The 12,320-nt window shown below is 57.9% G+C and carries 21 protein-coding genes; all 21 read right to left on the bottom strand.

Going from position 1 to position 12,320, the window contains the following annotated elements; all coding sequences use genetic code 11:
* Nucleotide 1 precedes the first annotated feature (1 nt).
* The 21 genes from QRN60_RS05455 to QRN60_RS05355 all read right to left on the bottom strand — a co-directional run bounded on the left by QRN60_RS05455 (nt 2) and on the right by QRN60_RS05355 (nt 12,265).
* A complete protein-coding gene (locus QRN60_RS05455) occupies nt 2–211 on the bottom strand; it encodes a hypothetical protein (RefSeq protein ID WP_112212724.1) in 210 nt (69 codons plus the stop codon).
* Nucleotides 212–400: 189 nt separating this feature from the next.
* On the bottom strand, nt 401–601 hold the full coding sequence (locus tag QRN60_RS05450) for a hypothetical protein (protein ID WP_112212725.1): 201 nt from the start codon (nt 599–601) through the stop codon (nt 401–403).
* Nucleotides 598–1,089, bottom strand: a complete 492-nt coding sequence (locus QRN60_RS05445) for a DUF3310 domain-containing protein (RefSeq protein WP_284765066.1) — start codon at nt 1,087–1,089, stop codon at nt 598–600. The genes QRN60_RS05450 and QRN60_RS05445 overlap by 4 nt, the downstream gene beginning before the upstream one ends.
* Nucleotides 1,090–1,091: 2 nt before the next feature.
* Nucleotides 1,092–1,313 (bottom strand): hypothetical protein, encoded by a 222-nt coding sequence (locus QRN60_RS05440; RefSeq protein ID WP_112974584.1) that lies wholly within the window; start codon nt 1,311–1,313, stop codon nt 1,092–1,094.
* 6 nt (nt 1,314–1,319) lie between these two features.
* Nucleotides 1,320–1,484, bottom strand: a complete 165-nt coding sequence (locus QRN60_RS05435) for a hypothetical protein (protein ID WP_284765063.1) — start codon at nt 1,482–1,484, stop codon at nt 1,320–1,322.
* A 2-nt stretch (nt 1,485–1,486) separates the two neighbouring features.
* Nucleotides 1,487–2,344 carry a hypothetical protein gene (locus QRN60_RS05430; protein ID WP_284765062.1) on the bottom strand — a complete coding sequence of 286 codons (858 nt, stop codon included), beginning with the start codon at nt 2,342–2,344 and terminating at the stop codon, nt 1,487–1,489.
* Nucleotides 2,345–2,647, bottom strand: a complete 303-nt coding sequence (locus QRN60_RS05425) for a hypothetical protein (RefSeq protein ID WP_112212729.1) — start codon at nt 2,645–2,647, stop codon at nt 2,345–2,347.
* Nucleotides 2,648–2,905: 258 nt separating this feature from the next.
* A complete protein-coding gene (locus tag QRN60_RS05420; RefSeq protein WP_112212730.1) occupies nt 2,906–5,194 on the bottom strand; it encodes a DNA polymerase in 2,289 nt (762 codons plus the stop codon).
* Nucleotides 5,195–5,752: 558 nt separating this feature from the next.
* The gene (locus tag QRN60_RS05415; protein ID WP_111817257.1) at nt 5,753–6,049 is read right to left on the bottom strand and encodes a hypothetical protein; all 297 of its coding nucleotides are present in this window, start codon (nt 6,047–6,049) and stop codon (nt 5,753–5,755) included.
* Nucleotides 6,050–7,588, bottom strand: coding sequence for a toprim domain-containing protein (locus QRN60_RS05410; RefSeq protein WP_162695446.1), 1,539 nt, complete (start codon nt 7,586–7,588; stop codon nt 6,050–6,052). It abuts the gene before it with no gap.
* 506 nt (nt 7,589–8,094) lie between these two features.
* Nucleotides 8,095–8,442, bottom strand: coding sequence for a hypothetical protein (locus QRN60_RS05405; RefSeq protein ID WP_284765060.1), 348 nt, complete (start codon nt 8,440–8,442; stop codon nt 8,095–8,097).
* Complete coding sequence (locus QRN60_RS05400; RefSeq protein WP_162695447.1) at nt 8,439–8,777, bottom strand: hypothetical protein; 339 nt, start codon at nt 8,775–8,777, stop codon at nt 8,439–8,441. The genes QRN60_RS05405 and QRN60_RS05400 overlap by 4 nt, the downstream gene beginning before the upstream one ends.
* A gap of 4 nt (nt 8,778–8,781) precedes the next feature.
* The gene (locus QRN60_RS05395; RefSeq protein ID WP_111818766.1) at nt 8,782–9,078 is read right to left on the bottom strand and encodes a hypothetical protein; all 297 of its coding nucleotides are present in this window, start codon (nt 9,076–9,078) and stop codon (nt 8,782–8,784) included.
* Nucleotides 9,075–9,266 carry a hypothetical protein gene (locus tag QRN60_RS05390; RefSeq protein ID WP_111818767.1) on the bottom strand — a complete coding sequence of 64 codons (192 nt, stop codon included), beginning with the start codon at nt 9,264–9,266 and terminating at the stop codon, nt 9,075–9,077. Before QRN60_RS05390 ends, QRN60_RS05395 begins: the two co-directional genes overlap by 4 nt.
* A complete protein-coding gene (locus QRN60_RS05385; RefSeq protein ID WP_111818768.1) occupies nt 9,259–9,504 on the bottom strand; it encodes a helix-turn-helix domain-containing protein in 246 nt (81 codons plus the stop codon). The genes QRN60_RS05390 and QRN60_RS05385 overlap by 8 nt, the downstream gene beginning before the upstream one ends.
* A gap of 21 nt (nt 9,505–9,525) precedes the next feature.
* Entirely contained in the window at nt 9,526–9,912 is a 387-nt protein-coding gene (locus QRN60_RS05380; RefSeq protein WP_111818769.1) for a hypothetical protein, read from the bottom strand.
* On the bottom strand, nt 9,909–10,415 hold the full coding sequence (locus tag QRN60_RS05375; protein WP_111818770.1) for an N-acetylmuramoyl-L-alanine amidase: 507 nt from the start codon (nt 10,413–10,415) through the stop codon (nt 9,909–9,911). Before QRN60_RS05375 ends, QRN60_RS05380 begins: the two co-directional genes overlap by 4 nt.
* Nucleotides 10,375–10,896, bottom strand: coding sequence for a hypothetical protein (locus QRN60_RS05370; protein ID WP_284765058.1), 522 nt, complete (start codon nt 10,894–10,896; stop codon nt 10,375–10,377). Before QRN60_RS05370 ends, QRN60_RS05375 begins: the two co-directional genes overlap by 41 nt.
* Before the next feature lie 90 nt (nt 10,897–10,986).
* The gene (locus QRN60_RS05365; RefSeq protein WP_111818771.1) at nt 10,987–11,190 is read right to left on the bottom strand and encodes a hypothetical protein; all 204 of its coding nucleotides are present in this window, start codon (nt 11,188–11,190) and stop codon (nt 10,987–10,989) included.
* Nucleotides 11,191–11,296: 106 nt separating this feature from the next.
* Nucleotides 11,297–11,899 (bottom strand): hypothetical protein, encoded by a 603-nt coding sequence (locus QRN60_RS05360; RefSeq protein ID WP_111818772.1) that lies wholly within the window; start codon nt 11,897–11,899, stop codon nt 11,297–11,299.
* A 48-nt stretch (nt 11,900–11,947) separates the two neighbouring features.
* Complete coding sequence (locus QRN60_RS05355) at nt 11,948–12,265, bottom strand: hypothetical protein (protein WP_111818773.1); 318 nt, start codon at nt 12,263–12,265, stop codon at nt 11,948–11,950.
* Nucleotides 12,266–12,320 lie beyond the last annotated feature (55 nt).

The raw sequence follows: 12,320 nt of genomic DNA, 5'->3' as shown, positions 1-12,320 counted from the left end.
CCTACATGGTCACTGTCGGGATAGCAGGCGTAGTCGCCTCCTCATCATCCTTGCGGCGGTATTTGGGGGTATCCGAACCGTAGTTCCTGATGCTTTCGCGCCTACGGTTTTCCAACGGGTCGGGCTCGTCGGCCACACCGAGAGGAGCGGCAGGCGTCGGGGCGATCTCCACCTTCTGGGTGGTGTTGGAGATTTTTGGTTTGGGGCACATGCTTGTCTCCTAGTTCACCCTACATCTGGGCCCGGACGGCTTTGACTTTTGCCGCCTTGGCCTCCTCATCTTCGGAGTCTTCGGGAGCCACAGCGCTGGTGGTGAATTGGTAGTTCTGGCCCATCTGGGCGACTGAGTGATTTGGCCGGTTGACCTCGGCCTGAGGGGTACTAGATCGGGGGCACATAGCTAATCCTCCGGGGAGCAGAGGCGGATGATCTTCTGGGCGAGGTCGTACTGGCCTGAATAGTGCATGGCCTTGTCCCGATCTTCTCCGGGCTGGATGCACTTAGGCTTGTAGTCGCCCTTCAGGTGGTCAAGCAGGGCCGACAGGGTTGTGTACTTTGCGGGGGCTTTTGGTCGGAAGCCGTCCTGCCGCCTCCCAGTCATCGAGACCAATCCTGAAGACCATCAAGGAAGCGGACCTCCATGGCCAGATAGCGGGCCGCCTTGCGAAGGTCCTCCACGCCGTTCTTGAAGGGGAACCGGCACATGTACTTGAGGAAGTTCCCCAAGTTCCACGTAATGCCATTCTCACGGGCAAAGAACGTGGGCTCGATGGCGAACCGTTCGTAGTGGTCGGGACGATTGACGGCATCCCCATCCACCTTGTTCGGCTTCCAGTTCGCCCTCGTCAGTTGATCCGCCTGATGCTGTATCTGTTGGATCGCCGCCGAGTAGTCCTCCTGAGTGGCCTCAATGTCCAGCACCCGTTTGATGATGGTATGCTGGAAGTCGGTCAGCTTGTTGACGTGGAGGAACAACGAGAGGGGAATTTTCCGGCCATCGACCACAATGCCTGTGCTGCGGTCCTGAAAGCCAAGGGTTCTGAGGAGCCCCGCCTTGGGGGACTCCAGAAATTCGTCTGAGGGGTTCATCGTCACTCCGCATTGGTGGGGATCAGTCCGAGGTCTAGAAAGCCCTTGGCTTCCTGAAGCCTCTTGAGTGCCGCCGATGTCTGCTTGGTGTTGGCGTCGAGGAACTTGGTCTCTCCCCGAGCAATCTTGCTGACACGCTCGATGAGGTTCTCGATGTCATGCAGGATGGATGTCTTTGAGGTGGATGCCACCAAGGGGTGACCGTCTGATTTTACCAGCGCCATGAGCGATCACCGGAGGTACAGCGTGGCACCGAACGCGATGAGGAACACGACGATACCAATGACGACCGGCACAAGGGCGATACCAGTGATGATCCACCACGAGAGGGTGATGGTGCCGACGATTTTGAGGACCGCTAGGACAGCCGCGAGGAGCCAGAGAATGTAATGCAAGGTTATTCCTTTCCGGGGACCCAAAGAGTGATCTCCTTGGTCTCCATGTCGTAGTCAGATGCGTGGAGGATTTTGGCGAGACGCCCAGTCAAGAGTGCCTCGGCTTCACCGAGACCTTCCTTTTCATATCGCGATACAACGGCCTCCCAGATGGAGGACGGCCCAGCGGAGTGCCACTTGATGACCTTCTCGCCCTTGTTCTTCCCGCGAGTGATGACGCCTTCCTTGGGGTAGAGCCTGTCGGGGTTCTCGATAACCTCTCGGGCCCTCTTCATCCCCATGCCGGGGCACCCTGCGTAGCCATCAACGGCATCGCCGGCGAGGGTCTGGACGTAGTGGTTCTTGATGGCCTCCAGCGGAGAGACTTCCACGATCACGGGGTCACCAGCCGCATTGTCATTGTTGAGCTGGTAGTGCTTTCCGGGGATCGTGTAGAAGTCCTTGTCCCTGCCGACGATAAGCTTCTCGCCCTCCACAAGGGTCTCCGAGGTGGCATAGATGCCGATAGCATCGTCAGCCTCAAGGAATGCCAGGTGGTTGGCTCCGTACTTGACCCTCAGGTATTCCTTGAGGGGTGTCAGGAGCAGAGGACGTACCGAGTTCTTCCGGTTGGACTTGTACTCGGGGTCCACCTTGAGGCGCCAATTGTCCTCCGTTGGGCAGGACAGGAAGATGATCATATCATCAAACTGCAGGCGTCTCTTCAGGCGGGCAATGTAGGCATCCAGTGCCACCTCACCCTCTGACCTTCGGGCAAACGGTTCGATGTAGCCCGTGGGCCACTCGATAGTATGCTGACAGGCGGAGGCGATGCGGAATGCCAAGGTATCCCCGTCAATCAGGGCTGTGAGCTTGGACAATCAGGCACCCTTCCACGAGTAAGCCACATCCTCGAAGAAGGACCGGAAGACCAGCGGGGTCTCGACAAGGGCCTCCGACTTGATGGCGGCAATGTCCCGCGTAGAGAGAGCGACGATGATGAGGTCAAAGATGGTTGCGACGATCAGGAACACGGCGGCTCCCGGTACGGCGATGGTGACAGCGAAGCGCCGAAGCACGGTCGTCTCGACTTCCGCGAGGGTGTCCACGCCGAAGAACTGCGGGATGAGGAACGTGATGAGCGATGCCAGAACGAGGAACGTCAGGACTGTGACGATGGACATTTCGATAGGGTCTCCTTGGAGCGTAGCGCGGCGGTCCCCTCGAAGGTGACGTGCCACATTGGGGACAGCTCTTTGCCGTCCAGAGTTATGTTGGTGATCCAGCCGAGGGAGGCCGCGAAGGCTACCGGCACGGCGTTCTGACGGGCGAAGTTGGAGGAGATGTAGAAGGGCTGATACCAAGCCCGCTCCACTACCTCCCAAAGGATGTCCGGGATGTCCCCGACGAAGCCAGACCCAGAGACGGTCCTTGAGCGACCGCTAATGGCAGGCCTTCCAGTTGCTTCCGTGCTTGGAATCGGTCGCGAGTTCTCCCCGGAAGTCGAGCATCCGGGCGACGTTCTTGATGGCTCTGTCCGAGCTTTCCGCGATGATGTCATTGAGTCCTTCTTGATGCTCTATCTGAAGCTCGTCGTGGACCCATGCCATCTGGCCATAGTCCTTGTCGGGGATCAGTTTGTGCTCCTCTCGAAGGATCCGATCGGTCTCCATCATCCACTCCTTACAGACGATGGCACCGCCACCCTGAAGGAGCTGATTGAGGGATGCGTGGGGTTTGCGAATGACCAACTTTCGGCCATCCAGTGCGAGAATGAAGCCGTACTGCTTGCCCTCCTCGGTGACCTGCTTCTTGAGGTCCTTCAGGCCGGTAATCCCTTCGAGGAATGCCCGTGAGACCTGCCCTCCCCTGACGACAAACGCCAAGGTCCGATCATCAGGCATCACGAAGTCTTTCCCTTGGACCTTCCGCATCCATCGGATGTAGGACTGGGCTTCAGATGCGGAGGCAAGCTGCCTCACCTCTTCTTCAGGGACACCCACACCAATGCCAATCTTCAGGTTGCCCGCCCCGTAGAGGAAGGCATATGTGGTCGTCTTGGTGTCGGCGCGGGTCAGCCCCGTGATCTTGGCGTTCTCTGCGTGGATATCGAGGCCGGGGGTGGACACTCGGGTAGCAAATGCGCCGTCATCATAGGGATGCAGGTAGTGGCCTAGCAGACGAAGCTCCAAGCCAGAGGCATCAGTGCCGGTCTGACAGGGCATCGTCTTGGGACGGAAGAGCGAACGGCATTCTGCACCAAAGCCACCTTTCCAACCCCAGATGACCTCGGAGGCGACTACCTTTCCGGTATCGTCCTTGGTCTCCTTCACGGACACGGAGGGAACCTGTCCGAGGTTGGGGTCTTTGTGGGCTCCACGATGCGAGACTGTCCCCAGCGGATCGACTCGGCCATGAATGGCTCCATCGTCTCCGCACAGGTCGTTCCAGCTCTTCCGTCCATCGGCCAACTGTCCGAGGGTCTTGGAAATAACGAGGTACTCCAAGATCATCTCACGGACAGAGGGAGGGAGGATCGAGTCCTCAATCTGCTTGATTGTCGTTTCGTCTACCTTCGCTTGGCTGTCATCCTTGCCGCCGAACTCTACGGGTTGCCACCCGAAGACGGCCTGAAGTCGATCTCCGAGATGCTTGCGGGATTTCGGATTGAACTCGGTACGCTCAACCGGCGTGTAGGGTGCATCCGGGGAGTAGCGTTCCAGAGGTGGACCCACATAGGGGGCCAGCACCTTCCCTGTCTTCGGGGACACTCGGCGGGCCGTGATGTTCGGGAGGTCCTTGCGTTGGACATTCCTTGCGATCTTCGGAGTGACCGTGGCTGATGGTTGCCACCACGATCCGAAAGCCGCCTTGAGTTCCTCTTCAAGTTCCCTCTGCCGATTGCGTAGCTTGGAGGTAAGCTTGATGGCCTGCTCAAGGTCGTACCCAAAGCCCCTCTCGGCCTGCTTGTCACAGTGGAGCCAGACGCGATGTTCCAGCTCTACGCACCGAGGGGACCAAGCGATCCCATGGGCGGGCTTTGCGGTTCCGTTGAGGTGGGACTCGATGAGCTTGAACAGCTCCACGGTCACCCGCACGTCCTGCTCACAGTAGACCTGCATGGGTTTGTTCCACGCAAGCCACGGATCGAGGATCGGCCTTCCCTTGGCATCCACCGAGGCAAGCACGCGGTACTCCTCAGGGACCTTGGAGAGGTCGCCGTGCTGGGTGTACTCCTTGGACAGCTCTTTGACCGTCGCGGAGTATTCACCCTTCATCTGGCCCAGACGGTAACCCCAAGCTTCGAGCTTATGGGCACCGATCAGGTTTCCGGGGAGCTTGCCTTTACGCCATCTCGGGAAGTCCAGTTCCTTGAGACGGTCCACCGGCCAAATCATCTTGGCGAGGATGAGGGTGTCCCGCTGGAAGGGTGGCTCCCAGCTTGGGATCAGATGCTTGATGACCGGACTATCGTAGGAATAGACGTTATGTCCCACGGCCATGGAGGCGGTCTTCAGATAGGCGAGACCATCCTCAATCGAATGGTAGCCTTCAGGTGTGCCAGACGGCCCCTTGGCGCACGACATCATGGTCCCGGAGTCAACGTCAATGACCACGAGGCTGTGAATGGTGGAGACATCAGGCAGGAGCCCGTTCGTCTCAATGTCGTATGCTAATCGGGGACCTCTCTGGACGACCGACCCATCGGGCCAGTGCCAGTTGAAATCCATTTGTTATCCTTTGAGGGATTGCTTCCAAGCGTGCATGAGGCGGGACCAGTAGCCACGCTCAGCGTCCTCTTGCGCCTTGCCTCCTTGGGCAGGCTCAGGGCCTTCGCCGGGGATCATGGGGCGGTACGTCACAGGAGACAAATCGAGTTGGCGAGTTGAGTTCCTGTGCCCGTGGATTAGCGAGGGGTCCTCTCCCATTTCGTAGACATCTGGGACCGTCCAGATTTCCTTGAGGATGAGGTGCCGCTCAATGACGATTTTCTTCATGGAGACCTTGAAGTTCTTTCCTGACGTGCTGAGATGTAAGGAAGACTAAACGCAACCAAGGATCGATAATGAGGTACGCACTTTTCAGTCAGGCGGGTACGCCAAGTAAGCTTGTCTGCATCAACCCACTCCAAGTACTCAGCTTCATTCCCGGTCCTGACGACGAGGGAACAACCATTCTTCTTTCTGCACAGAACTCAGGTGGCGGGTTATTTGGCTACACGGTCATTGAGGGCTTTTCAGAGGTCAGGACTGCCCTTGAGAGGGCAGCTGCTCCGCCCCCACCACCAGCTAGACCAGTCTGAAACCCTTTCGCCTGACGGCTGCATTGATGGCGCTCTTGAGGCGTCCCATCCAGCCAGCGATAGTGTTCCGGGCCTCAGAGACAGGCAGATGCATAGCATCATCCGGGATCGACTCCTTGTATTCAGGAAGGTCCCGGAAGTTCACCCCATAGTGCAACAGAGCATCATAGCCGAAGGTGTAGAGGTCGATCCACATCTGAGCCAGCGTGAGGCGGACACCCTGAGTATTCAGCTCCTTGCGAAGCTTAGCGACCTCACCAGAGAGCCGCTCAAACTTGTCCATTTAGTATTCCTTTTCGATCATTCCGAAGCCGCCCCCTGATGCCTCCCCCTTGCTGTCCGGGTAGGTCTCATCGGTGACGATCTGTCGGCCAAGCTGTGGGTCCCACCTGAGGGTGTCGGCAATCCCGGTCCAGCCCGTCCAGCGGCACTTGAGGACCCTGATCCGGGTTAGGTCTGGACGTTCGCCTTGCTGGTTTCTCTCATACCCAAAGATGAGCATGGAGAAGTTCGCAATGCCGCCCGAGCCACGTATCTGGTTGACGCTGATCTCTGCGCCTTCCTCGTGGGCCTTGCCTTCAGGACGTGTCAGGTGGTGGGCAATTTGAAGGTTCGCTTTGGTGTGTTTGACGAACTGGGCGAACTCATAGGCCACCTTATCGAGGGCCTTACGCTCGTCCCTTTCGTTTGTTCCCGCGACGATGAATGAGAGGGGGTCGATGAAGACAACCTTGCACCCAAGAGCCATCACCATGTAGCGGAGGTAGCCTTGGATGGACTCGAAGTCCCACTTGGCCTTCTCGGGGTCGAACAGCTCAACTTGGCCACTCCCGAAGACCGCCGTGTGAAGGGTCCGCATCTCGTCCTTAGGGAGAGGATCAAGATGGAGCCTTCGGCCAGCTCGAAGTGACATGAGGTCCAACTGGGCCTTGCGTCTCGTGTCCTCAAAGCGCATGACGCCGAACTTCACGCCGTTGCGAAGGAGGAGGTCCTGCACCTCAACAATCTGTGAGGTCTTGCCGATACCTGTACCGGCCACATGGTAGCAAACCTCACCCTCTCGGATGCCCTTGGTGTTCTCCTGAACTACGGGCCAAGGGTACTCAGCGATCATCTCGCCTTCAGGTTCGTCCATGTCGTCGGCACAGAGAGCGGCATTGACGATGCCCTCTGGGGAGTACAGCGTGGCTGACCATACGGCCCCGTAGATGTCCCCTTCCCGATCAGCCTGAGCCATCTCGGAGGCATCCTTGAAGCCCTCAACCTTGATGGTCTTGGCCTTGCCGGGGAACAGTGAGCAAAGCTCATCGATGACCGACTGTCCGGGCTCGTCGTTGTCCATCCAGAAGATGACTTCTTCGAAGCGGTCCAGCCAGCGATAGTTCGCCTTCACGGACTTGATTGCCGAGCCGACACCTGCGGGGATGGACACCACGGCCATCTTCATGCCGGTAGCCTGAGCGACGGTCATCTCATCGATCTCGCCCTCAATCACGACCACCTTCTTGTCGTACTTGTCGCCCCAGACTTGCTGGCCGAAAAGCTGACACTCCCAGATGCGAGGAGGATTGTCCTGCATGGGGACGAACCAGAAGTTTTTCTCCGCGTCACGGTACTTCTGGTAAGCCAATCGGCCCTGTTGGTCGTAATAGTTGGCGATGTGAAGGGACTTGCCGTTGTCCTTGTGGACGAAGTACCCGTGCTTTGACAGGGTGTCCAACTTCAGGCGGCGGAGCTTCAAGCCTTGCGGCATGTGTGCCGTGGTGAAGGGCACTTGGTTTCCCCGAGGTTTCGCCTCAGGGGTTACCTCGTCTGCTTGCATTGTGCTTCTTCTCTTTGGACCACATCCGGGGCTGTAGCAGTGCTGATGTCCATCCCGGTAGGTCACTAGGTTATTGGAGGAATGGCAGTCCGGGCATGGACCACGGCTCAGGACTTCATCGGAACCATCAGACATGACTTACAGATGATCGCTTCGGAGCCAGTGGACGAAGCCCTTAATGGCAAGCAGGTGGAGGATAGTCAGGTAGACGCTAAGTACCACGATTGCATCGAGAGACATTGGACGCTCCTATGTGAGTACCACAAAGATGATGAAGGAGAAGGACAGGAAGGTGGCGAGGTAGCCGAGGGCCCTAAAGATCATTCGTCAGGACAACCACGCTATCTGGGTGAACGAGCTTCCCGCCCTTTCCTACACGGATCATCACAGGGTGCAGGGAGATGACCTTGAGCCGTGAGAGGGTGTCAAAGTCCACCGCAGCAAGCACAGTGGCCCCCACGTTGATGATCCTACCCAGCTTGTCGTAATGGGTAGGGTTCTCCTTGCTAGTCAAAGTCCTCCTCCGTGAAACGACCTTCAGCGATGGCTTCACGCTTGACATCGTAGGCATAGGAATAGGCCTCGGAGTTATCGATCCCAGCCTCTTCCAGAATGCTCAGCCAGTTGCTGTCACGCTGGAGGGACTGTAGGTGGCTCTCCTCCACGAGGACATAGGTGACAAGCTCATACTCCTCCTTGGCGACCCGCTTCACGTCCTTGTCGGAGAGGTTCTCCCGCTGTCCTCGCCCATAGCGGATGTGGGTGTAGAGGGCGCTCGTGGCGGGTGCCTTGGCGGCATAGTCGAGAGTGACGTTTCCGGCACCCTTCAAGCGATAGGCGTAGCGGTTCGTCATGCCTGCTCCTGAAAATCCTGATTGGCGATCACGATGACATCACGACCACCATACTCCTCGGCCACAACGCCATCCTTGATGATGAGCTTCATGGTCCTCAGTTTGCGGCCCTTCACGAGAGGCTTGAGGTCCACTTCAAGGTACTTCACGGGTTCCATGACGTACTTGCGCTCATTGTAGTCATAACGGGAGGTCTCGCCGTCCACGATCTCCATCCGGGACACATAGCCGAGCACCATACCGCTGCCATAACGACCGCCGATGTACCATGCCACGCGGGTATTCACCTCGAAGGCAACGCCAGCAAGGTCTCGAAGTTCTGGGAGTTGTGTCATGATGTCACCCCTTGGTGTCGATCTGGATGCGAAGCTCGACCGCGCCGAAGCGATCACGGAGCCAATAGGCGGCAGCATGTACGGGCTTGAAGTTGTCCCGCATGGCTTGCTCTTCGCCCTCTTTGCGCAGCCTCTTCATGTCCTTTTCGATAACCTCCCGGAACTCGGCGGGGTCCTTGACGTGGTGAACGGTTTCCCACGAGAACCAGCCAGTCTTGCGTTCCACCACGAAGTCCGCTCCGTTGGCGAAGTATCGTTCCAAGGGATCATCCTCAGCCCTGATGCGGTACTGTTGGCTCACTCGGAGACCTCCTCGGCGTCCAGCCTCTTGGCTGTAAAGGTGATGTCGGTGACCTCTCCGCCCGGAACCACTTCGAACGTGAGGGCGATCTTCACGTTGTTCTGGCTGGCGATTTCCAGCAGCGTGTCACCGAGTTCTGGGGCCTTCAGCCCGATCAGCATGTTTACGGCATCTTCGAGGTCATTCATTGGGCTGCTCCTTCGGCATCCAGTATTTGCGATAGCGTTTCCCGTTGTGGTCCTTGCTGATGGCCGACTGGATGTCGAAACCGGCCTTGCGAAGTTCGGAGATGCGGGACGTGAGGGAGACCACCCCGAGGGTGACCATTGCGATGAGACCAGTGAGGTCCCGGCCAGACTTCAGATAGTCGAGCACGATGGTTGCCTGAGGGTTCAGCCCCGAGGCCTTGGCATTCTGGTTGGTCATGGTGGCACCTAGGTTGGAGCGCTAAGCGAGGTACGTCAGGTTCAGGTGGAGGTCATTAGCTGCCACCGCCGTCACATCGTTGTCCGCTGGGGCACCCGTGAGCATGATCCCGAGGCCGTTTTGGAAGGTGATCCCTTCGTTCCCGAAGATGTCCTTAACGTTAACGGTTTCTCCGGCGGAGAGGGCGAGCTTGACGATTGGAACATCAGATGCCGCCGGGACTGAAGCGCCCTTGTCGTAAAGCTTGACGTATTTGATCCCGGCTGACGTGTTCTTGATGGAGCCGCCCTTGAGCTTCGTCTTGCCCTTGTTGATCGTGGTGGCGTTGGTGGTTGCCGCTGCGGACAACTTGAAGACCTTCGCGCCGGTATCGATCTGGACGCTATCAGCGATGTAGACGCTTCTCATAGGATGATCCCCTGTTCATAGAGCGCCACGTCCTCCCGGAGGAGGTCCATATCGAGCGCTGGGCACGGCGGGAGGTTTCGGTTTCGGTATCGCTGGACTTCGGAGTGGCCCTTGATCTTCAGCGGCCCGTACTTGGTGTAGAGCTGCTGGATGAGCCTCAGGAGTGCCTTGCGCTGTTCCCGAGTGAAGTTGTCCACTCCACCATCGACACCATGCTCCCGGCCACCGACGAGGCAGACCCCGATGGAGTCCATGTTGTGTCCGGGGGTGTGGCTCCCGATGAGTTCTTCAGGACGACCAGCTACGGTCTCCCCGCCTCTCTCGATAATGTAGTGGTAGCCGATGGAGAGGAGGCCCATACGGAGGGCCCCTTCACGGGCATCGATGTGCCACCGTGAGATGTCTTCAACGTGCTCGATCTGGGGCTCGGTATGAGAGTCGTGGATGATGATCCGCTTGGTCTCAGCCCTCGGCTTGTACTTGATGAGGGAGCTGTCGCTCATTCAGGACCTCTTTGGGTTTCCGTTGAGGCCCCGCCTCTTTAAGCCACGCCTCAGGGATGAGCCGAGTGGCCCACTTGAAGCCGTTCTTGTCGGCCCATGCTGCGTAGGTGGTGGGGGAGCCCTTGTAGATTTTGTCGTAGGGACGCTGGAAGACGAACCGGATGTCCAACTCGGGATGTTGGTTCTTCACGTAGACATGCTTGGCCCGATCTCGGGGCTCTAGCTTCCCTTTGGTCTCCACGAGGATACCGTTTGGGAGCGGGAAGTCTGGCGTGTAGTGGTGCCTCGTGAGCGGAACCGTGTAGGGTATCTTGATGCTCTCGAAGTCCACCGGATAGCCAAGGGCCTTGAGGTGTTTCGCGTTGATTTCCTCAAGGCCTGACCTGAAGCCGAGCCGAAGCCCAGCGTCGAGGTTTAACTTGGAGCGATCCGGGTAGGCCCTCCGTTTCATCCCCCGCCCATTGTTGCGGGAGACGCCCATCTTAGAAGACCCCCTCGTAGAGGAGGATTGCAGGACCTGTGAGGCCGATGATGAGGAAGACCCCCAGCACGAAGTAGGCACCGATCTTCATCAGTCGTACTCCCTCACCACGAAGGCATAGATCGTGGAGACACCCACGATGAACCACAGGAGGAAGCCCATGCCGGGATCATCCGGGGCCGCCGTCAGGTTGTCAGCCAAGAGTCCCGCCGCAAAGAGACCGCACAGGAGGTTGAGGAGCAGGAAGATCGCGCCGATTGCGAGGAGAAGACGATCAATCAAGGCACGGATCATAGAAGCGACCCCATGAAGGCTGCTGTGGCGGTTACTGCCAAGATCGCGAAGCACCCGGCGATAATCGCGAGAGATGCGCCGAGAATGGTGGTGATAAGATCATCCATCAGTATTCGCCCCCATCGTCCTCTTCCGGCTCGTTAGGACCAGATGCGCCCTCGCTGACATAGCCATCATCGATAGCCCCGAAGCCACCGCCGCCGGTCTTCAGCTCCTTGATCTGGACCTTAGAGAAATCCAGACGAACACCGATCTGCTTGCTTGATGTCATCACGATCTTGCGGATCGAGTACATGATGCGACCGATGGAGCCGGAGTAGATGACCACGCCAGTCACCGGCTTGTCCTTGGAGTCCCTGATCTCGATGCTCACGGGCTTGAGTTCGCCGGTCTCACGGTCCTTGATCTTGGCGTTCTGCTTGAAGTCGAACTTGGTGGTTCCCGTGGGCTCACCCGTGTCCTCATCTTCGAGGTCTTCGAAGGGAACGTAGAGGCTCCACTTCTTGGCCTCGGCGGGCTTCATCTTCGCCGTCTCTTCATCGAATGCTGCCTGAGCGGCCTCAGTGATGCGCTGCTTGAGGGCCTCGGCTGCCTCCCCTTCAGCGTGTAGCTCAGAATGGAACAGACCATCCGAATTGAACTTGGTGTCGGCCTTGGTGAGCCACGGGTGAACGAGAGCACCAAATGGGCTCACAAAGTATCGTGCCATTGGGTATCCTTTCAGGGATATCGTGTAATGTGGTAGATTTTGGAGAGGTTAAATGATTGCCTCGTTGCGGACCCTCATCCCGGCCCAGTCTTGCAGACTGTCGAGGAGAGCATTCCCCTTGCGATGGTGGGGGGTGGGTTCCGTCAGTATCTTCATCCCGTAGTGATAAAGCTCCTCGGGTCCCATGCTGTATCGATTGGAGAGCACCGCAAAGGCGATTGCCACAGCGGCAAGGTTCTCGGCGGCGGGGCTGTTGGTGAGTGGCTCAAGGATAATGTGGCCCAGCTCCGCAGCGCGGTCTCTGGACATCATCATCAGTTTGTCTCGGTCGAGCCGAGTGGAAAGCTCTGAAGTGAACGGCTTCAAGATCGAACCTCATGTTTAATCAATAGGGCACCTATTAATGTGTAATGTGGTAGAG

Origin of the sequence: Agrobacterium sp. CFBP2214 (assembly GCF_030209895.1) — a bacterium.
GTDB lineage: Bacteria > Pseudomonadota > Alphaproteobacteria > Rhizobiales > Rhizobiaceae > Agrobacterium > Agrobacterium radiobacter.
The sequence above is the reverse complement of the archived record's forward strand: the minus strand, read 5'-3'. Positions and strand labels throughout refer to the sequence as shown.